The organism is Jeotgalibacillus malaysiensis, assembly GCF_044789845.1.
GTDB classification, from domain to species: Bacteria; Bacillota; Bacilli; order Bacillales; family Jeotgalibacillaceae; genus Jeotgalibacillus; species Jeotgalibacillus malaysiensis_A.
The window spans coordinates 3,199,884-3,220,192 of the sequence record NZ_CP085252.1; the positions used below are offsets into that span (position 1 = coordinate 3,199,884).

Here is a 20,309-nt window from a genome sequence, read left to right on the forward strand (position 1 = left end):
TCTTCCTCCTCATTCCTGCCAGTAGCGCCTTGTCTGGCACCATTCTTTTTCGTAAAACGTTCCTGCGATTTCCTGAATCATAATCTTTTTACCCGGAGTCGGCGAGTGGATCATTTTGCCGTCACCGTGATAAATCGCTACGTGATGCAGGCGTCCTTTTCCTTCTTCATAAGCAAAAAAGATTAAATCCCCGGGCTGCACATCCTTTTTGGCAACTTCTTTACCGGCCGCTGCCTGATCAGATGCATCACGCGGGATCAGATAGCCGTTCGCTCTCATCATTGAATAGCTGAAGCCTGAGCAGTCATAGCCGTATGGCGTCATGCCTCCCCACAGATACAGAAGGTCCAGAAACCTTTCACCGTCTTTTAAAATGGCTTCAGGCGTCCCCTGATCCAGCTCATCTGTGAATAGTTTCACCGCATCTCTTTTCACAAAAGCCTGTCCGTGAGGTGTATGCACTTCTACCTTTTCCTCATCAACACCTGTTACCGGCAGAATCGTTGTAAACGCAAGTGTCACAAGGGTTTCACCATGTTCATTTAAAAGATTAGCGAAATCAGACGTGATGATTGCTTTTTCCTCAGACGGTTCCAAATCGTCAGCGTCGATTTCAGTCAGCTGTGCCAATGGAATCCATCCAGGATAGCCTGCCGGATGCTTTTTGGAGCTTTGAGATAATACAACGACCTGTGCCCAGTCATCTTTCACTTCTTCGATTGTGACAGTGTCTCCGTAAAGCACCTGCGACTGAACTTTATTATCATCCAGCAGCGCCTTACGCTCTTCAGCCGTCATGCCGCCGAGCCAGTCCTCAAACTTAACCGGGACTTCAAGTGCAGGCTGATCAAGCTCACGTGGTGATGCCGGCTCTGTCCAGAGTGTCGCTGCTGTTACATTAATCTGTGCCGTTCTCATTTGTTAACCTCCCCAAGGACTGCGTGTTCCTTAATTGATTCAATGCCAAGACCTGGTGCTTTGTTAAATGTCATGTGGGCGCTGTTATACTGAACGCCTCCGTTTACAATATCCTCAGCAAGCAAAAGCGGTGCGTCAAAATCATAGCGTGTAATGTTACGCTGACTTGCTGCAAGATGGGCAGCTGCTGAAATGCCAACCTTTGTTTCGATCATGCTGCCTGTCATGCACGGAATTTCGTAGGCTTCCGCAAGCTTTGCAATGATCAACGCCTGATGGATCCCGCCGGATTTCATCAACTTAATATTGATCAGATCAGCTGCCCGCATTTCAAGCACGCGGATCGCATCCTGAGGGCTGAAGACACTTTCATCTGCCATAATCTTAGTATATGTATGATCTGTCACGTACTTTAATCCTTTAAGATCATGCGCCTTAACCGGCTGTTCAACGAGTTCTATGTTCAGTCCCTCATCCTCCATCCGGCTAATTGCGTACACAGCCTCTTTCGCCGTCCATCCCTGATTTGCATCAAGTCTCAGCGTGCAGTCCGTTTTTTCACGAATGGCTCTAATACGCTTAAGATCGTCCTCGATTGCTCCAATACCGACCTTTATTTTTAAAACAGAAAATCCGTCCTGATTAAATTGCCCAGCATCTGCAGCCATTTCGTCCGGCTCATTTACACTGACCGTGTAGTCTGTTTCAAAAGAATCTGTTGCGCCACCTAGAAATTGATACAATGGCAGACCGGCGTGCTGTGCGAGCAGATCATGAATCGCACAATCCACAGCTGCCTTCGCGCTTGTATTGCGCACCATTGACGTATTTACTGTATGAAGCAGGTTTTCTCTGTTTAAAAGTGACTGCCCGATACATTTCGGTGCGATGATGCCATTGACCGCTTCTTCAATACTTGAAAGTGAGTCCCCGGTAATCACATGTGTCGGCGGTGCTTCACCGTACCCCGAGCGCCCGTCTTCATCCATGATTTTTACAATCACAGAATCTGAAACCGTCAGTGTCCTGAGCGCAGTTTTAAAAGGTTTTTTCAGCGGTACTCTGACGCGGAACGTTTCGATGGAGCGGATCTTCATCACTCCACCCCCGGTAGCAGCGTCAGCGTCTTATCACCAGCTGAGAGCTTTACATTTACGCCGAGCGGAACTGAAAAATGTGGTTCACAGTGACCAATTTTAAAGCCTGATACGACCGGAATACCGAGGTCGCCTAAATAATGCTGCAACACTTCATCAAGCGAAAGTGTCGGTTTGCCGTTTGTCGGTACAGCATTTTTAAAGTCACCTACTACGATTCCATTCAGCTCCTGCAGCTTACCCGCTGATTTCAGCTGACTCAGCATGCCGTCAATTCTGTATGGCTCTTCATCTATATCTTCAATTAAAAGAATTTTGTCTTTCATATCAATTTCGTGTTTTGTATTCAGCGTACTCACAATCAGTGACAGATTCCCGCCTGTCAGCTCACCTGTCGCAGCCCCTGCTGTAATCACATTCAGCTCACCAATTGCTTCTGTGTAATGAAGCTCTCTCGGCTCAAATAACTGCGCAAACATTTTACCTGAAAGCTCATGGAACTCATCCTTGCCGATATCAGAAGCCGGCATCGGACCGTGAAACGTGACAAGCCCTGTTTCCTGACGGATGGCGGTGTGTAAATAGGTGATATCACTGTAGCCCCAGAAAATTTTCGGATTCTGACGGATCAGGTCATAATCAATTTTGTCAGCGATACGTCCTGTGCCGTAACCGCCCCCTGCGCAGATCACTGCACTTACTTCAGGATCAGCAAACATTGTGTGGAGATCTTCGAGTCGCTCCTCGTCTGTTCCCGCTAAATAACCATGGACGTTACGCACGTGTTTGCCCTCTTTTACTTTTAATCCGAGTGATGTGAAAAATGTCAGTGATTTTTCCATGCTTGCTATATTTGGCGGACTTGCCGGCGCAATAAATCCAACTGTGTCCCCGCTTTTTAATCGTTTAGGTAAGATCATATGTGTCGTGCTCCTTTCTGTACTCTGAAAAAAGGGGCTGGTGACCCTCTTTTCAGAAAACAGAAGTGTTTTTTGTGGAATAAAACATGTTTGACGCGTAGGTCGATGTACCCTAAGTGACGAACATCTGTTAATAAGTGTTGAAGTCGTGCTTTTGAGCGTCGAAGGTTAACTTATTTGTTTCGAACACCCCCGATGATACGTTGAACACCCAGGCATAAACGCCGAACCACTGCCCCACGCATGATTCCACACCACCCAACCAACCTAACAAACAGGAAGCACCGCCCAACAGCGGCACTTCCCATTCAGTTTAAGCTTCTTTATCTGCCCACTTCAGTTCAAGGTATCCAACCGGGTGGCGTACAACATCAGAGATGCTGTCTGCATACAGGTAAACCTGGTTGTAGTAGTGAAGTGTGAAGATTGGTGCTTCGTCCATTAAGAGCTTTTCAGCTTCATAAAGCAGTTCATAACGTGCCTGCTCATCTGTTTCTGCTTTTGCATCAGCAATCAGCTGATCGTATTCTTCGTTTGACCAGCCTGTACGGTTCATTGACGAACCGGTTACAAAGCTTTCAAGTGCATTTACAGGGTCAGCATAGTCATGCAGGAATGAGCTTCGTGACAGCTGGTGCTGCAGTGCGCGCTGCTCATCAAGGAATACGTTACTTTCTGAAGCAGAGAGCTCCATATCAACGCCGATATTCTGGCTGACCATCTGCTGGATTGCTTCAGCGACAATACGGTTTGATTCAGTGTTGCTGTAAGTCAGTGTGATCGTTGGAAGCTCGTCATAGCCTTCCTCTTCCATTCCTTCTTCAAGAAGACGAGTTGCTTCTTCAGCGTCAAATGTCTGAAGGTCTCCGTTTGTTTCGCGGAAGTCGTTTCCTTCTGCATCTTCAAATCCAGGTGAAACGAATCCTGTTGCAGGGACTTCACCCATTTTTGTTACGTAATCAACAAGCTCCTGCTGGTTCACGGCTTTACCGATTGCCTGACGGATTTTCTTGTTCTGGAATGGCTCTTCTTCTACGTTAAAACGGTAAAATGCAAGACCTGCCTGATCTTCGATGACCACATTTTCAGAGTCGATCAGTTCTTCAGCGCTGTCTGCAGGAATTTCTGTCATATCAAGGTCTCCACTTTCAAACATCTGGTACTCAGTGTTTGTATCGCTGACCATTGCCCAGTGAACTTTATCAAGCTTTACAGTATCTGCATCCCAGTACTCTTCGTTTTTCGCCATCACGATCTCACTGTCAGGCGTCCATGATTCAATCTTGAACGGTCCGTTAGCCACGAACGTGTCAGCTTCAGCAAACCATTCAGGATTTTCTTCAGCCGTTGCTTTATGCACCGGGAAGAATGAAGGATTTGAGATAATATTCAAAAATGCTGCTGTTGGCTGTGTAAGTGTTACTTCAAATGTCTTTTCATCTACTGCTGTAATGCCAAGATCTTCTGCACTTCCTTCGCCTGCGTTGAAAGCTTCAGCGCCTTCGATAAAGTAAGCAAGGAATGCTGCAGGAGATGCTGTTTCAGGCTCGAGCATATAAGTCCAGCCATAAACGAAGTCTTCTGCTGTTACAGGCTCTCCATTTGACCAGTTTGCATCTTCACGGATTGAAAACGTGTATGTAAGTCCGTCTTCAGATACTTCCCATGACTCTGCCATTGCTTCCTGTGGCTGGTCGTCCTGACCAAGACGCGTCAGTCCTTCCATTACGTTATTCAGTACGTTCCATGACGATGCATCAAATCCGATTGGCGGATTCAGTGAGGTCGGCTCTGTGCCGTTGTTCATGCGAAGGACTTTCTCTCCGCTTTCCTCTTCACTCTGACCGCCTTCATCCTGCTCTTCCTCGCCGGCTTCATCGTTTGCCGTACAAGCTGCAAGTACAAGCACCATGACGATTGAAAATAAAAAGATTCCCCATTTTTTCATGCTGTGATTCCCCCTATGATGTACTATTTTTGCCGGCCTGAAAGCCGTCCGGACGAACCGGAAACGTCTCTTTCAGGCCAGTTGTTACTTTTTTGCTCTATCATCTAAAAGCCAGCAGTCTGCCTGGTGCGTTTCTGACAAACGTTCTGCCTGCGGCACCACCTTTTCACATACAAACATCGCATGCGGGCATCTGGCTGCAAATGGACAGCCGGCCGGCGGTGAAAACAGATCCGGTGGTGTGCCTTCAATCGGCTCAAGCGGCTTCCCTTTTAAATCAAGTCGCGGAACTGAATTCAACAGGCCCTGTGTATAAGGATGCTCAGGCTGATAAAAGACCTCGCGCTTTGTACCGATTTCAACAATTTTGCCGGCATACATGACTGCGATCCGGTGGGCGATTTTCGCCACAACGCCGAGGTCATGCGTAATCAGGATAATAGAAACGCCGGTTTTCTTCTGAATTTCTTCAAACAATTCAAGGATCTGCGCCTGAATCGTTACATCAAGCGCGGTTGTCGGCTCATCTGCAATGAGCAGCTCCGGCTCACACATGAGTGCAATCGCAATCACGATCCGCTGTCTCATTCCGCCACTGAACTGGTGAGGATACTGCTTCAGCCGCTCTTCAGGATTCGGAATGCCGACAAGCTTCATCATTTCGAGCGCTTTTTCATTCGCCTGTGCTTTTGAAAGCTTCTGATGCTGGCGGATTCCTTCTGTCAGCTGATCTCCTATTTTTAAAGTAGGGTTCAGCGCTGTCATCGGATCCTGGAAGATCATTGAGATATCGACCCCGCGGATCTCCCGCATGTTTTTCTTGGACAGCTTTGTCAGGTCTTTTCCTTTAAACTGAACGTTGCCGCGTTTAATTTCGCCAGGCGGTGATGGGATCAGTCCCATGATCGCGCTTGATGTCACGCTTTTACCCGAACCAGATTCACCTACGATTGCAAGTGTCTCTCCTTTATATACGTCAAAGTTCACACCGCGCACAGCCTGCACGGTTCCTCCGTAAGTTTTGAACGTTACTTCGAGGTCGCGTACTTCCAGGACGGGCTCTCCTGCTGCTGTCCCATCGACTGTACGGTGTTTTCTGTCTGCTACAGTCATCTGTTGTTCACTCCTGCTATTTTATTTAAGCTATTTAACGTTGGCTGATGATTTCCGCTTCAGGGGGACGCTTTCCGCGGCCGGGCGGTGAGCCCCTTACATGCTTCGCATTCCAGGGTCTCACCTGTCCCTTTCCGCCGCTGGAGTCGCCCCCTTCCGCTCCAATCATCAGCTGTGCAAGAATAAATATTTCTTTTTAAATAGCTGTTACTTTCTGAGTTTCGGATCTAATGCATCCTGCAGGCCATCTCCAAGTACGTTAAACGCAAACATGGTCAGTGAGATGAAGAATGCCGGGAAGAATAGTCTCCACCAGTGGCCTGAGATGATGACGCCAAGTGCGTCATTGGCCATTACACCCCAGCTTGCATGCGGTGCCTGAATGCCGAGTCCGAGGAAGCTTAGGAAGGCTTCTGCGAAAATGGCTGTCGGTACTGTCAGCGTCATCTGAACAATGATTGGTCCCATCGTATTTGGCAGCAGGTTCTTACGGATAATCCTTGACGTTTTTGCGCCAAATGACTGTGAAGCTGTTACGAATTCATAGTTTTTAATCTGCATAACCTGACCGCGGACAATCCGGGCCATCCCGATCCACCCGGTAACTGTCAGGGCTACAATGATCGTCACAAGACTTGGTCCCATCACTACTAACAGCAGGATGACAACGAGTAAGTAAGGCAGACCGTATAGTATTTCAATCACGCGCATCATCGCTGAATCGGTTCTGCCGCCTTTGTAGCCGGCGATTCCTCCGTAAATGATACCAATTGTAAAGTCAATCAGTGCGGCCATCAGTCCGACGAATAAACTGATTCTGGCGCCGTACCATGTACGGGCAAATACGTCACGTCCCAAATTATCCGTTCCAAACCAGTGTGTACTGTTTGGTGAAAGGTTCTGATTTGGCAGGTTCTGCGTTGTTGGTGAGTGCGGCGTCAGCATTGGGCCGAATATCGCCATAAATGCAAGACCAATTAAGAATAAGAGTCCTGCCATTGCAAGTTTGTTTTTAAGTAATCTTCTCCACGCATCTCTCCAGTAGGAAAGCGATGGACGTACAACCTCTTCTGCTTTTTCACGATCCTGTCCGACCGGGCGGAACCAGTCATCCGGAATTTTTTCCTGATGTGAAGAAGGATTTTCAACCGTCTTTCTCATCTTACTCTCCTCCCTTCTTCACGAGCTTAATCCGTGGATCAAGCAGCGTGTATGCGACATCCACGAGGAAGAGCATAATCACGAGAATCGTACTGTAAAAGACTGTGGTTCCCATAATGACCGGATAATCACGGTCGTTAATACTGTCGACGAAATACTTACCCATACCGGGAATCGCAAAGATTTTTTCGATGACGAACGTCCCTGTTAAAATGCCGGCAACCAGTGTACCGAGAATCGTGACGACTGGAAGCATCGCATTTTTAAGTGCATGTTTGACGACGATTTTAAAAGGAGTGAGTCCTTTTGCACGCGCCATTTTTATGTAATCCTGCGTCAGTACTTCAAGCATGCTTGAGCGGGTCAGACGGGCGATGATCGCCATCGGGCCTGTTGCTAGTGCTACAACTGGCAGTACCATATGTGCGGGACTTGACCATGTTGCAGCTGGAAGTACGCCCCAATTTACCGCAAACTGCTGAATGACGAGCGTTGCAAGCACGAAGTTTGGAATCGAAATCCCAAGCACCGCAAGCGTCATCGCCAGGTAGTCAATGATGCCGTTATGTCTGAGCGCTGCCAGCACGCCAAGTACGACACCTGAGACTAATGCAAGCAGAATGGTGATAATTCCGAGCTCTGCTGAAATAGGAAATCCTCTGCCCAGCAAATCATTGACGGTCTGATTCGGATTTTTGATCGACGGCCCGAAATCGAATGTTGCGATACTTTTTAAATACATGCCGTACTGCACATACAGCGGCTGATCGAGCCCGAAGTGTGCATTTAAGTTTGCCTGCACTGCTTCACTCGTTCCACGGTCCTCGTTAAATGGAGAACCTGGAATCGCATTCATTAATACGAATGTCAGTGTCGCAATGACCAGGATGGTTACCACCATCATCATAAAACGTTTTGCTATGTATCTTGCCACCTGCTGCTCCCCCTAACAAAATGATGTGCGCATCGCAAGCTCTGTCATGACTAACATTGCCTGATATGCTTCTAAGATGTTTTTAGCTCTGAACGTCACGATACAGGTGTCCGGCTCCATCTCTGTTCCGGGCATCAGATTCGCCCATTCCGCCATGCCGTAATTAGTGAACTCGATTTTAAAAACAGGTGCATCAGATGCAACTAAAGGCTTCGCCTGGATGTCTTTTAACGCGTCAGCCGCTGTTTCTTTTAACAGCGCACGGGCTTTTACAGGCGTCAGACTTTTTACAGCTGATCTTGAGATCGTTTCTTTGACTGCTGCAGTCTTCACACCGCTGATCAGCGCCTTTGCTTCAGCTGCTGCACAATCATCGCCCCCAACCATGACAACAGGAACACCAAAGTGTCCTGCAACCATCGCATTGAACCCGAGCTCACCGACAACTTCATCATCCACCCACATATTGCGCACGCCCCACGTCATCGCGTGTGACATGACACCTTTTTGACCTGCGCGGGCATGATAGCCAAGGAAGATCGCTGCATCAAACGTCGAATCAAGCCCCTGCACCATCGAAAATGGCTTCACATCCCCTGTGATTAACAAAGCGTCCGGGTGAAGCTCCTCAATGACAATGTTGTTCATTTTAGAATGTGAATCGTTGACGAGCACCTCTGTCGCCCCTGCTTCAAAAGCCGCTTCAATGACTGCATTCGTTTCGTGTGTCATGATCAGCCGGCCGCGTTCGTAATTTTTTTCATTCGAACTGACATATGTATAATCCGGAAGGCCTGTAATCCCCTCCATGTCTACTGACAAGTAAACCTTCATCGACAAATTCCCCTTTTATCTACAATCACAATTTTCAAACAACTATACCAAAGAGAGGTAAATCCATCAAATGGAGGAAGCACTGTTCAGCCCTGTCAGATCAGGGTTCTTATGGTATTACAATTGTCCCTGAACGCTGATAAATCAACTATTTCGTTTAGGTAAATAGTTTGATTCGGGTGTTGAAAAATTTTTTTAAATTTATGTTTATTTTTAGATTTCTTTGTTCACATAGACGGGTAATTATGCTTGTAGGTGGATAATTATGTGGGATGTTTGTGGTGGTTCAGGAGATTACATAGGAGGTAAAGAAAATTACCGGTCAGGATCGTGAAATAACCATTGATGTTCAGGAGATTCTCACAGACGTTCAGGAGATAGTGACATTTGACCTCCCCTTCAACCATACAAAAAACCCGGAGCAGCACCCCGGATTTCCGCTAAAATTTATTCATACCAGCCCTTAACAACCTTCGCGCTTGGCTTTACTTCTTCAAGTGGATCATCATCAAAGTGCTCCTGCTCCACAACGAGCCAGTCAGTCTGAACGCGATCGGCAAAGCCTTTCAGATCAAGGCTTCCTTTACCGATTGCAGCCGTTCTTTTTTGACCGTTTTCCTCTACTGAATCTTTTAAATGAATAGAGAAAATATTACCTTTCAGACGGTCAAGCAGATTATATGTATCGATTCCTGCATATTCTGTCCAGTAGACGTCAATTTCAAAATGGATGTGATCGGGATCTGCTGTTTCTTCTATGACGTCCCACCCTGTCATACTTGTTTCCACCGTTTTAAATTCGAAATCGTGATGGTGATAGCCAAGCTTGATACCGGATTTATTTACCTGATCGGCAGCTGCATTCATCAGGCGCGTCAGCTTTTTGTAGCCTTCAAGTGTACGCCATTCCTCATCTACAAAAGGGATAATCAGCTTTGTGTTGCCGATTTCTTTACTGAAGCTGATCCAGTGATCAAGTTCAGATGTATTTTCAAGCGCAGTGACCGGCATATGAATACCTGCTGCCTCTAAGTGATTTTCTGATAAAATCTTTTTCCATTCTGCCCCTGATTTTCCGTAATCACCGGCAAGCTGTACGCCATCGTACCCTGCCTCGCTCAGTGCGCGGATTGTTTGTTCAGGGTTTTCTTCCATTGCTTCTTTTACAGACCAGAGTTGTAACGCTACCTTTACCATGTGAAACCCTCCTCTTTTACATAAGCGTATTATGAAAACACTTTCACCTCAAGTATTAACCATTTTCAGATTATTCATGTAACTTAATTGAAATCATTACGTCTTATATGTAATAAGGAAAATGAAGGCAGAATGTTGAACTTAGAAATCTACACTCTTGATTGGAGGTTGCGATGTATGAAAAAGTGGCTGGTTTTATCGGTCGTTCTGCTAATCTCTGTTGGCGGGCTGGCTTTTTATCTGCTGCAAAAGCCCGAGGTGACGAGCACTGCAACTGGCGCTGAGGTCAGGTCTGTTTTCAGTGATCACACGTGGCAAATGAATTTTACTGAAGAGATGCGTGAAGAGACAGTTAATGAAGAAACGGTTTTTGTAGAGGATCAGGATGGGAATAAAACAGCTGTTTCAATTGAGCTTTCAAATGAAGGTCATACGCTGGTCGTTGCACCTCCGGACGGCGGATACGAAAACGGGGCATTTTACACACTTCATTTGTCAGAGGAAATCAAGTCCTCACTTGGGCTAAAGCTGAAGGATGAGCAGGCGATTGAGTTTAAAATCGTGACGGATCTTCCGACATTTGCGAATGAGCAGGAGCTGAGAGAACACTTTTCAGCGCTGATTGAAAATAACCGTTCACTAGGAATTGGCGGAGAGATAGTGGAGGAATCCGCATCTGAAAGCAGTGCAGATTCTGCGGATAGTGCGTCAGTCGGTGGTGGCGGAGATTTTTCTACTGTGAACAACCAGGTTGATGGTGTCGAGGAAGCTGACATTGTTCAGACAGATGGCGACTACATTTACATGCTTTATCAAAACGAGAACATCAGAATTGAAGAGATTTTAGAAGACGGATCGACTGAAACGGTTCATACAATTACGCTTGGTAAGGGGAATTTTTACGGTTCATCGCTTTACCTGAATGGCGATACGCTGGTGGCAGTCGGTGATTTCTGGCACAGCAAGCCCGGTCAGGAAGTGAGCACGACGACTGCTAAAATTTATGATGTGACTGATCCCGCTGCCCCCGCGTTAACAAGAGAGTTCTCTGCTGAAGGATATCTGGCGAGTTCGAGAATGGTGGATGACGTTCTGTACCTTGTCACGAATCACCACCCTGATGTCTGGATTATGCAGGAAAATGAAGAAGCTGATGCGAGACTGCAGCCTTTTATAAAAGATACGGCCGTATCTGATGAATTCTTCACACAGCCGGTTGATCAAATTCAGAAGATTCCAGAGTCTAACAGCACTGAGTACGCAACAATCTCTGCAGTACCGATACATGAACCGGACACAGAAGCGACCGTTCACTCCTATTTAGGCAGCAGCGGTCAGATCTATATGTCTAAAAACAATTTGTATATAGCATCCATGCAGCATACCTTCTTTCCAATGATGGATATTATGCCTGCCGGGGGCGGTCCCGGGGATGAAACGGAAATTTATAAGTTTTCAATAGATGGACTGAACGTTCAGTTTACTGCACAGGGGAAAATACCCGGCCGCATCCTCAATCAGTTTTCAATGGATGAGCACAACGGTTATTTCCGCGCAGCGACAACAAAAGGCTCCATGTGGTCAGAGGATCAGCCTTCAGTGAATAACCTATATATTCTAGATGAGCAGATGACGATGAGCGGCTCTGTTGAAGATCTTGCACCAGGCGAGCGAATTTATTCAGCAAGATTCATGGGAGATAAAGCGTATATCGTGACATTCAGGGAAACGGATCCGCTTTATGTGGTTGATACATCTGATCCCGCAGCGCCGGAAGTACTTGGCGAGTTAAAGATTCCGGGCTTCAGCACATATCTTCACCCGCTTGATGATAATCACCTGATCGGCTTCGGTGTGGAAACGTCGCTTGAAGAAACAAAGCCTGGCGAAGCACCGATTGTCAGACAGGAAGGCATGAAAATTTCACTTTTCGATATCACAGACTTTTCGAATCCGGTTGAAAAGGATGTAGAGGTCATCGGCGGACGCGGCACGCATTCTCCGATTCAATACGATCATAAAGCGCTTTTCAGACATGAGGAACGCGGTTTGTACGGATTCCCGATTATGTTATATGAAGAAAATGATGATATGAACCTTGCTTTTGACGGTCAGGGAGCCATGCTTTATCACATTACAACGGATGGGATTGAACCAGCTGAAACTTATATGGATGAAAAAGATCCGAACCAGCTGTATGAAGAGTATGAAAGCATGGTGCAGCGGATGATTTATGTGGAGGATGACCTGTACCTGATTAAGTATAATGGGATTGATCATCACCCGCTGCCATAGATGATGCGGTGTTCGTCAAAGACTTAGTTGAGTGCTTAACGATTGCGTTTGAATGCTGTATCTCTTCGTTTGACCGTTGTAAAACTGCAATTGAATGCTGTTAAATGCCACATATACAAAATTGAGTGCTGCTTCGTCTCAGTTAAACGTCATATCTGCAAAATCGACATGCCCTAAGGAAACCTCCGAAGTTTCCAAAGGGCATTTTTTATCGTGCAGATGACAATTCCCCCAGACCCACAACACCCCCACCCGCCTTGCCTCTCCCTCTATCCTCAAGTAAAATAAAGATATGTATGTACAAGAAGGAGACTTACAATGACTTATAAAATGATTGTGTTAGATATGGATGATACGCTACTTCAGGATGACCATACGATTTCAAAAGAGACGGCTGCTGCACTTATGAAGGCACAGGAAAAAGGCGTGAAAGTGGTGCTTGCTTCCGGACGCCCGACGTTTGGTATGTGGGATACAGCGAACGAGCTGCGCCTCGCAGATTACGGAAGCTACATTCTTTCATATAATGGCGCAAATATTTTCAACGCCAAAACAAAGGAACTGCTGTTTGAAAGTACGTTATCACCTGAGACCGTTCATCACCTGTATGATCTGAGCCGTCGTGAAAACGTGGGAATCCAGACGTATGTAAACGAAGCGATCCTGACACCTGAGGATAATGAATACACCCAGATCGAATCAACTCTGACAGGTCTGCCTGTTGCGCTGACTGATGATTTTAAGCAGGCCGTGAAAGCACCTGTCGTGAAAGTACTGATGCTTGAGGAAGGCAGCGTGCTTAAAAAGGTTGAGGAAAAGCTGAAGCAGGAGCTTGCAGGTACGCTGAGCGTTTACCGCTCCAAGCCTTACTTCCTTGAATTCACTGAGGCTGGTGTGACTAAAGGGACAAGCCTTGAGCAGCTGGCGAAGAAGCTTGAGATTGACCGTTCTGAGATTATCGCAGTCGGCGACAGCTATAACGATCTCGAAATGATTCAGTATGCAGGGCTTGGCGTTGCAATGGGTAATGCACCTGAGGATATTCAGGAGGCAGCTGACTTTGTGACAAAAACAAATATGGATCACGGCGTGGCGCACGTTGTGGAGAAATATTTACTCTAAATGCAGCATATTCAAACTGTTTTAGCGAAAAGCGGTGCATATTCCAGACGCGAAACAGGCAGAATGATTGAGCAGAAGCGCGTCACGGTAAATGGTGTGACATGTACCCATTCCACTGAGGTGCTGCCTGAAGATGTGATTCTAATTGATGGAAAGCCTTTACCGGAGCCTGCTGAGCGCATCTATCTTGCTTTTCATAAACCGGCAGGCATCACCTGTACAGCGCAGCAGAAAGTAGAGGGCAACCTCGTCGACTACCTTAACTTTGACACAAGGATTTTTGCTGTCGGCAGACTTGATAAAGCATCAACCGGGTTGCTGCTTCTGACAAATGACGGATCGATTGTGAACCCTTTAATGAAAGAAGAGTCTGCAAAGGAAAAGGAATATCTCGTGGAAACAAAGCGGCCGTTGTCGGATGAAATGATCGAAAAAATGTGTGCAGGCGGTTTGCTGATTAAAGGGAAATCAGCCTCCCCTGCTTTTGCTGAAAAAACGGGGGAATACACATTCCGGATTATTTTAAGGCAGGGATTAAACCGCCAGATCAGGCGCATGTGCAGTGCTTTTGGCAACCAAGTTATCAGCCTTAAAAGAATCCGGATCTCTCATATTCACCTTGGATCGCTCGCACCTGGTAAATGGCGTGCCCTGACAACAGAAGAAGTTCAGCTCCTGAAAGAGGGAATAAATGACAAAAGATAGTGCAAAGGCACTGGCTTTTTAATTTTCCAAATTTTTTTATTCAAAATTTGTTTTTTCTTGTCATAACAAGGGAATGAACTATTTGAACATCAAATACAGAGGAGGGTTTATATGAACAATGATTGGTTTGGAGGAGACGGCTTTAATACAAGCGGTTTTCTGAATTCACTTGGAAACTTAGTACTGGCACTGCTCGTACTGCTGATCGGCTTTATTATTGCAAAAGCAATATCAGCCGGTGTCGAAAAATTACTTAAGAAAACGGGTGTCATCCGTAAGTACGGTACACCAAACAGACGCTCTGCAGCTCCAGATGGAGACAAGGAGAAGTCTAAAAAATGGACGCCTGAAAAGATTGCCGGAACCATTGTATTCTGGATCATCATGGTATTCGCTTTTATTTTATTCTTCAATATACTTAACCTGAACATTATTGCTTCACCGCTTGTCGATATGATGAGTACGATTCTTGCATTTATTCCAAATATCCTGACGGCTGCACTGATTCTGCTTTTAGCATATGTGCTTGCACTTGTACTGAAAACAGTCGTGGTCAAGGTTGGACATAAACTTGTCCAGAACCGGAAAGTACGTGACAGCAAATATGTCAAAGACTCTTCTAATCTCGGAAGCTATGTAGATAGCGCCGGAACGATTGTATTCTACCTTGTATTACTGATGTTCCTGCCTGGTATCCTAGGCGCACTTGGTATTGATGCAGTCTCTGAACCATTCAGCGGTATGCTTGCAAGCTTCCTGTCATTTATCCCTAGACTTGTAGCTGCTGCACTGATCTTCTTTATTGGCTGGATTGTTGCAAAGATTGTCAGAGACATTGTGTCTAACTTCCTTCATGCATTAGGAGCTGACAAGCTTGGCGCAAGACTTGGATTTGACAGAGCACTGAAAGATACTTCAATCTCTTCTATTATTGGAACGGTTGTATTCGTTCTGATTATGATTCCTGTGACGATCTCAGCGCTTGAACGTCTGCAGATTGCAGGTATTACAGATCCTGCGATCAATATGCTTAATGACGTCATGGCAATGATTCCGAACATTATTATTGCGATTCTGCTGATCTTCGTTGGTCTGTTTGTTGGTAAATGGGCTCGCCGCTTTGTATCAGATCTGCTTTCAAGACTGAGCTTTAATAACGTAACGAGTCAGCTGCGTGTTGGCGGATGGAAAGCATCCGGAAATGGTATGACGCCATCTGATATCGTTGGTTACCTTGTACAGATTATTGTTGTGATCCTGTTTGTTGTAGAAGCATTCCAGGTTGTAGGACTCAGCTTCCTTGTAGATCTTGGTACAGCTGTCCTTGCATTCCTGCCAAGCGTCATCACAGCGATTGTGATTCTCGGACTTGGTATTATCCTTGCAAATGTTGTGAAGCGTATCCTTTCAAGCCTGTTTGAAGGCTCAGAGCTTGAAGTACTGAGCTCAGTTGCAAAATATGCAATCATGGCACTTGCATTGTTCATGGCACTTGATCAGCTGGGTGTGGCAGATACAATTGTTAATTCAGCGTTTATCCTGATCCTTGGTGCTGTCGCACTTGCATTCGGCCTTGCATTCGGTCTTGGCGGACGCGATAATGCTTCGCGCTACCTTGATAAAATTGAGCGTAAAGCTGAAAACACTGAAATGAATAAAGAAAATGCAAGAATGGAAAGAGAAAAAATGAAGCAGGAGAATCGTAATGAAGGTTCTCAGCATACAGCTTCAACACCGCCTCAGGAAGCAGTTCATGACGACGTTGATCAGCGCCCGGTTGATAATGACTGGAGCGGAGACGACCTGTCACGTGACACTTCTGCGTGGGACAGTGTAAATGATGCGGACGATTTCCCTGAAAATGATCAGCGTGGACATAATAATCCTTATGCACCTGATGATTTTGATAATGACCGCCGCGGAGAATAATCTCCATTGAAAAAAGCGCTCATGCTGCGGCATGGGCGCTTTTTGATGTTTATATTAAGATTGGATTTATGGGTGAGCGCGTTTTATGGGTGATGGCGTTACATATGTGGATGAATTGACTCACCGCTCTGGATATATGAATCATCCCTTGAGATAATCGGTTCACCGCTCCTCATAATTGAATCTCCGCCCTTTTACGAGCCTTTATTTGATTCAGCAGAGTACATAATTGAGTCAGCAGCAACATTAATTGCATCACAGCTCACCATAATTAAACGCGTAAACTCAGAACAAAAACCTTCTCTCAATGCAGCATCAGCCTATTCCTTCTTCCTAAAGTAAGTCAGCGCAAGCGCTCCAACCAAAATACCACCTTTAATAATATCCTGTGCATAATAAGGTACATTCATCATCGTTAGTCCATTTAACAAAATCCCGATGATGATCGCTCCGATAAATGTCCCAATCACATTTGGCTTCCCTGCGCCAAATACAGAATAGCCGATCAGTGCAGCTGCAACTCCGTCCATCAGGAGCGGGTCCCCTGCTGATACCTGACCTGTTCCAATCCGGGCTGCAAGCACAATCCCGGCAAGGGCCGCAAACACCCCGCTGATCACATAAGCGTATGTACGGTAGCGATTCACAGGCACACCTGACAATCTGGCAGCTTCTTTATTGCCACCTGTCATGTAAAACAGGCGTCCTGCACGCGTGTAATTTAAAAATAGATGAACGAGCGCCACAATGACGACCATTATAATAACAGGGAACGGAATGTTGAACAGCCTACCCTGTCCGATAAACTGAAATGCCGGAATAAAGATACCGGGCGCTGTGCCGCTTCCGTCAGGCATTGGCATATTGCTGTAAATTGAATAACCTTTTGTATAAGTTAGATGCACACCATTAATGATATACATCACAGCAAGCGTTCCAATCAAATCCGGAATTCTGATTTTCACCACAATAAATGCATTGATCAATCCGATTAAAGCACCAAGAACAAGTGGCACGAGAATGACTACAAGAAGCTCCTGACTGTACCAGACTAACAGTGCACCGCTTGCAACGGTTGCCAGACTGACAGTGGATCCGACTGATAAATCAAATCCGCCGACAATCATTGAGAATGTAACGCCAATTGCGACAAGCGTCACAATCGATATTGAACGGAGAATATCTGTAATATTGCCGTATGTTAAAAATTGTTCATTTGTCACACTGAAAATAAGTATGATCAATGCAAGTGCCAGGAGTGTGCCAAATTTCATGAAAAAATTGACGATCCGCTCCTTAAGATCTGCCTGCTGCGGATAATCGTTGATCTTCAGCTGTTTCAACTGTATTTCCTCCTGTCGCTGCTGTCATCAGGCGTTCTTCAGTCGCTTCCTGATTCAGCATTTCATCGGTGATTTCCCCGTCCGCCATAACCAGAATCCGGTCGGCGATCTGGAGCAATTCATCAAATTCACTCGTAAAATATAAAATGCCTTTCCCCTGATCCGCTAAATGTGTGATCAGACGGAAGACATCGTTTTTTGCACCGACATCAATCCCTTTTGTCGGTTCATCAAACATAAAGACACTGCTTTCATGATTCAGCCATTTTCCGATCGATACCTTTTGCTGATTACCACCAGAGAGGTGCTTCATCAAAGCTTTTGGTGACGATGTAATGATCCCAAGCTCCTGTATTTGCTGAAGTGCTGACTGGTGTTCTTTTTTCCGGTTGATAAAGCCTGCTGTTGAAAAGTGTTGAAGTGCCGGAAGTGACAGGTTTTCCTGCACATTTGACTCGATCAGTACACCGCTTTTACGGCGCTCTTCAGGAATAAATGACAGTCCTGCCTGAACAGCGTGACGCGGACTTTTCACCTTAACTTCATTACCATTTACAAGCCACTTGCCTTTTGCATTCGTCACACCGAAAATCGCATTCGCTGTTTCTGATTTTCCTGCACCAACGAGTCCTGCGATTCCGACAATTTCACCCGCTCTAACTGAAAGACTGATTTGTTTACCTGTCTCAGGAACGACTACTTGATCAATTTCAAAAACGGTTTCTTCACTGTAGTCACGGTGATGATAATCTGCTTTATGAAGCTGCTTGCCAAGCATCGTTTTTACCACTTCTTCAGTTGATACATTGTTGGTCTCATAAACTGCAACAGCTTTTCCATCTCTCATGATCGTCATACGCTCTGCAATCTGCTTAATTTCCTGCATGCGGTGAGAGATATAAATCATCCCGATCCTCTGTGCTTTCAGTTCTTTGATCACGCTGAAAAGCTGCTTTGTTTCCTGATCACTTAATGGCGCAGTCGGCTCATCAAAAATGATAATTTTCGCATCAGATGCCACTGCACGCGCCAAAAGGATCATCTGTTTTTGAGAAAGCGCGCAGTCTTCGACCAGGCGGTTCAGCTGAATCTTTGTTTTAACTTTTGCCAGCCGCTCCTCTGCAATCAGTTTGCGTTTCTTCCAGCTGATCGGCCTACTGTTTTTCCCGCCAACAGTCAGATCGAGCGTGACGTTTTCAGCGACTGACAGGTTTGGGATCAGCCCTGTATCCACTTCCTGAACGACAATTGCGATTCCTTTTTCCTGGGCGTCAGATGGGGAAGTAAAATGCACTTCTTCCCCATCAATTAACATGATGCCCCCATCTTTTTCATAGTCGCCTGATAAAATTTTTACGAGCGTACTTTTACCGGCTCCGTTTACACCGAGAAGCGCATGAACTTCACCAGGTTCAACTGAGAAGTCCACTTGTTTTAGCACATTGACTGGACCAAATGACTTTGTAAGCTGTTGAACCTGAAGATAACTCATTGTCCGTTTTTCGCCTCCAGTGCGTCCATCCAAGGTGAACGCGCAGCATTCGGAGATCCCCATCCTTCAATGTGCTGACCAACATCAGCCATTGTGACAGGCTCATCAGGAAGGTCACTTACGTTTACAACTGATGGATCAAGCGCGTAAATTGAAGGCGTTTCTTCACCGGCAATCTTCTGGTACAGGAACCTTACCTGCACACCCGCTACTTCAGCAGGATCCGTTGCAGCAGTTGTCACCCAAGGGCTGTTTTCCTCCTGCATAATCTGAAGATCCTCATCACTCAGGTCTATTCCATACACTTTAATTTCATCGCGTCCCGCCTGCTGAATCGCACGTGTTACACCTTTTGCAAACTCATCATATGGTGCAAACACTGCATCAATTGATCCTTCTTCAGGATATTTTTTCAGTACAGCCTCCATCTGATTTTGTGAATCAAGTGCAGTATTATTACTCACACTTCCAAAACGCGCGACTTCTGAAACGTTCGGATAGTGCTCGAGGAAAGCTTCATAAATAACGTTACGTCTTTCAAGCGGCGTAAAGCCTCCTGCCCATACGTATACAATGTTGCCTTCTCCATCAATGTCCTGTGCCATCTGCTTCAGCGAGCCCCAGGCAAGGCTGTAATCATCCTGGCTGATTGCTGTTACGCCGTCTACAGTAATGTCATTATCAAATGTCACAACAGGAATGCCCTTTTCAAGCGCTTCTTCTACACCCTGATTCAGTGCTTCTGCACGGCCGTGGTCGATCAGGATTCCATCAACGCCCTGATTGATCGCTGTCTGAAGATGATTCGCCATTTGTGACAGATCGTTGTTTGCGTTGTAGATCTGTACTTCTCCGCCAAATTTTTCAACCTGTGCTTCAAGTCCGCTTACGTACTGTGAAGCGAATGTACCTGTTGAGAATTCCATAATGGCTGCAATTTTAAGCGGCTTGTCTACTGCTGCCGGAATGTCTGCATCGCCTGCCTGTGTGGTTTGTTCAGATGATACTTCTTCTGTTTCTTCTGCAGCTTCAGTCGATTCTTCTGCTACTGCTTCTTCCGGTGCTTCCTCTTGTTGCGAAGCAGGCTGCTGGTCTGTGCATGCTGCAAGGATGAGTGTTAGTGATAGTAAGAGTAAAATAAGTCCTTTTTTCATTTTCTGCACTCCTTTAAAAGGTTAATTTGGTAAAGCTCAAATGTATAAGTGATCTATATAAGCTGGCTGTAGATTTCCGTTTCGGGCGGACGCTTTCCGCGGGGACGGCGCTGAGCCTCCTCAGGCTACGCCTTCCGGGGTCTCAGC

Annotated in this window: 16 protein-coding genes; 4 read left to right on the plus strand and 12 right to left on the minus strand. The window is 46.0% G+C overall.

Translation table 11 applies throughout. The features are described 5' to 3' along the window. Positions 1-9: 9 nt before the first annotated feature. The 9 genes from LG330_RS16650 to LG330_RS16690 form a co-directional block, all read right to left on the minus strand. Positions 10-918: an NlpC/P60 family protein gene (locus LG330_RS16650; protein WP_404405826.1), complete on the minus strand. Its 909-nt coding sequence runs from the start codon at positions 916-918 to the stop codon at positions 10-12. After that, positions 915-2,015, minus strand: a complete 1,101-nt coding sequence (locus LG330_RS16655; RefSeq protein ID WP_404405828.1) for a dipeptide epimerase — start codon at positions 2,013-2,015, stop codon at positions 915-917. Before LG330_RS16655 ends, LG330_RS16650 begins: the two co-directional genes overlap by 4 nt. Further along, a complete protein-coding gene (locus LG330_RS16660; RefSeq protein ID WP_404405830.1) occupies positions 2,015-2,935 on the minus strand; it encodes an LD-carboxypeptidase in 921 nt (306 codons plus the stop codon). Before LG330_RS16660 ends, LG330_RS16655 begins: the two co-directional genes overlap by 1 nt. 313 nt (positions 2,936-3,248) lie before the next feature. After that, the gene (locus tag LG330_RS16665; protein ID WP_404405832.1) at positions 3,249-4,883 is read right to left on the minus strand and encodes a peptide ABC transporter substrate-binding protein; all 1,635 of its coding nucleotides are present in this window, start codon (positions 4,881-4,883) and stop codon (positions 3,249-3,251) included. 84 nt (positions 4,884-4,967) lie between these two features. Beyond that, the gene (locus LG330_RS16670; protein ID WP_404405834.1) at positions 4,968-5,996 is read right to left on the minus strand and encodes an ABC transporter ATP-binding protein; all 1,029 of its coding nucleotides are present in this window, start codon (positions 5,994-5,996) and stop codon (positions 4,968-4,970) included. 207 nt (positions 5,997-6,203) lie between these two features. Next, positions 6,204-7,157, minus strand: a complete 954-nt coding sequence (locus LG330_RS16675) for an ABC transporter permease (RefSeq protein ID WP_404405836.1) — start codon at positions 7,155-7,157, stop codon at positions 6,204-6,206. Position 7,158: 1 nt separating this feature from the next. Then, a complete protein-coding gene (locus LG330_RS16680; protein ID WP_404405838.1) occupies positions 7,159-8,091 on the minus strand; it encodes an ABC transporter permease in 933 nt (310 codons plus the stop codon). Between the two features lie 12 nt (positions 8,092-8,103). Beyond that, positions 8,104-8,925, minus strand: coding sequence for a M55 family metallopeptidase (locus LG330_RS16685; RefSeq protein WP_404405840.1), 822 nt, complete (start codon positions 8,923-8,925; stop codon positions 8,104-8,106). Between the two features lie 447 nt (positions 8,926-9,372). After that, positions 9,373-10,122: a sugar phosphate isomerase/epimerase family protein gene (locus tag LG330_RS16690; RefSeq protein WP_404405842.1), complete on the minus strand. Its 750-nt coding sequence runs from the start codon at positions 10,120-10,122 to the stop codon at positions 9,373-9,375. A gap of 177 nt (positions 10,123-10,299) precedes the next feature. Between LG330_RS16690 and LG330_RS16695 the strand changes: the two genes are divergently transcribed. The 4 genes from LG330_RS16695 (at position 10,300) to LG330_RS16710 (ending at position 16,173) form a co-directional block, all read left to right on the plus strand. Then, positions 10,300-12,417, plus strand: coding sequence for a beta-propeller domain-containing protein (locus LG330_RS16695; protein ID WP_404405844.1), 2,118 nt, complete (start codon positions 10,300-10,302; stop codon positions 12,415-12,417). A gap of 318 nt (positions 12,418-12,735) precedes the next feature. Next, positions 12,736-13,539: a Cof-type HAD-IIB family hydrolase gene (locus LG330_RS16700; RefSeq protein WP_404405846.1), complete on the plus strand. Its 804-nt coding sequence runs from the start codon at positions 12,736-12,738 to the stop codon at positions 13,537-13,539. Next, positions 13,540-14,244 carry a pseudouridine synthase gene (locus LG330_RS16705; RefSeq protein WP_404405848.1) on the plus strand — a complete coding sequence of 235 codons (705 nt, stop codon included), beginning with the start codon at positions 13,540-13,542 and terminating at the stop codon, positions 14,242-14,244. Positions 14,245-14,355: 111 nt separating this feature from the next. Beyond that, positions 14,356-16,173 (plus strand): mechanosensitive ion channel, encoded by a 1,818-nt coding sequence (locus tag LG330_RS16710; protein ID WP_404405850.1) that lies wholly within the window; start codon positions 14,356-14,358, stop codon positions 16,171-16,173. Positions 16,174-16,493: 320 nt separating this feature from the next. On the opposite strand, the gene LG330_RS16715 is transcribed toward LG330_RS16710, so the two are convergent. The 3 genes from LG330_RS16715 to LG330_RS16725 are packed head-to-tail and all read right to left on the minus strand — an operon-like array spanning position 16,494 to position 20,162. Then, positions 16,494-17,447, minus strand: a complete 954-nt coding sequence (locus LG330_RS16715; RefSeq protein WP_404409650.1) for an ABC transporter permease — start codon at positions 17,445-17,447, stop codon at positions 16,494-16,496. 22 nt (positions 17,448-17,469) lie between these two features. Then, on the minus strand, positions 17,470-19,008 hold the full coding sequence (locus LG330_RS16720; RefSeq protein ID WP_404405852.1) for a sugar ABC transporter ATP-binding protein: 1,539 nt from the start codon (positions 19,006-19,008) through the stop codon (positions 17,470-17,472). Further along, a complete protein-coding gene (locus tag LG330_RS16725; protein ID WP_404405854.1) occupies positions 19,005-20,162 on the minus strand; it encodes a sugar ABC transporter substrate-binding protein in 1,158 nt (385 codons plus the stop codon). The genes LG330_RS16720 and LG330_RS16725 overlap by 4 nt, the downstream gene beginning before the upstream one ends. Positions 20,163-20,309 lie beyond the last annotated feature (147 nt).

Coding starts and splice junctions, on each gene's coding strand:
- LG330_RS16695 (WP_404405844.1), top strand. CDS start 10,300: ATGAAAAAGTGGCTGGTTTTATCGGTCGTTCTGCTAATCTCTGTTGGC.
- LG330_RS16700 (WP_404405846.1), top strand. CDS start 12,736: ATGACTTATAAAATGATTGTGTTAGATATGGATGATACGCTACTTCAG.
- LG330_RS16710 (WP_404405850.1), top strand. CDS start 14,356: ATGAACAATGATTGGTTTGGAGGAGACGGCTTTAATACAAGCGGTTTT.
- LG330_RS16655 (WP_404405828.1), bottom strand. CDS start 2,015: ATGAAGATCCGCTCCATCGAAACGTTCCGCGTCAGAGTACCGCTGAAA.
- LG330_RS16650 (WP_404405826.1), bottom strand. CDS start 918: ATGAGAACGGCACAGATTAATGTAACAGCAGCGACACTCTGGACAGAG.
- LG330_RS16715 (WP_404409650.1), bottom strand. CDS start 17,447: ATGAAATTTGGCACACTCCTGGCACTTGCATTGATCATACTTATTTTC.
- LG330_RS16720 (WP_404405852.1), bottom strand. CDS start 19,008: ATGAGTTATCTTCAGGTTCAACAGCTTACAAAGTCATTTGGTCCAGTC.
- LG330_RS16690 (WP_404405842.1), bottom strand. CDS start 10,122: ATGGTAAAGGTAGCGTTACAACTCTGGTCTGTAAAAGAAGCAATGGAA.
- LG330_RS16670 (WP_404405834.1), bottom strand. CDS start 5,996: ATGACTGTAGCAGACAGAAAACACCGTACAGTCGATGGGACAGCAGCA.
- LG330_RS16725 (WP_404405854.1), bottom strand. CDS start 20,162: ATGAAAAAAGGACTTATTTTACTCTTACTATCACTAACACTCATCCTT.
- LG330_RS16705 (WP_404405848.1), top strand. CDS start 13,540: ATGCAGCATATTCAAACTGTTTTAGCGAAAAGCGGTGCATATTCCAGA.
- LG330_RS16685 (WP_404405840.1), bottom strand. CDS start 8,925: ATGAAGGTTTACTTGTCAGTAGACATGGAGGGGATTACAGGCCTTCCG.
- LG330_RS16675 (WP_404405836.1), bottom strand. CDS start 7,157: ATGAGAAAGACGGTTGAAAATCCTTCTTCACATCAGGAAAAAATTCCG.
- LG330_RS16665 (WP_404405832.1), bottom strand. CDS start 4,883: ATGAAAAAATGGGGAATCTTTTTATTTTCAATCGTCATGGTGCTTGTA.
- LG330_RS16660 (WP_404405830.1), bottom strand. CDS start 2,935: ATGATCTTACCTAAACGATTAAAAAGCGGGGACACAGTTGGATTTATT.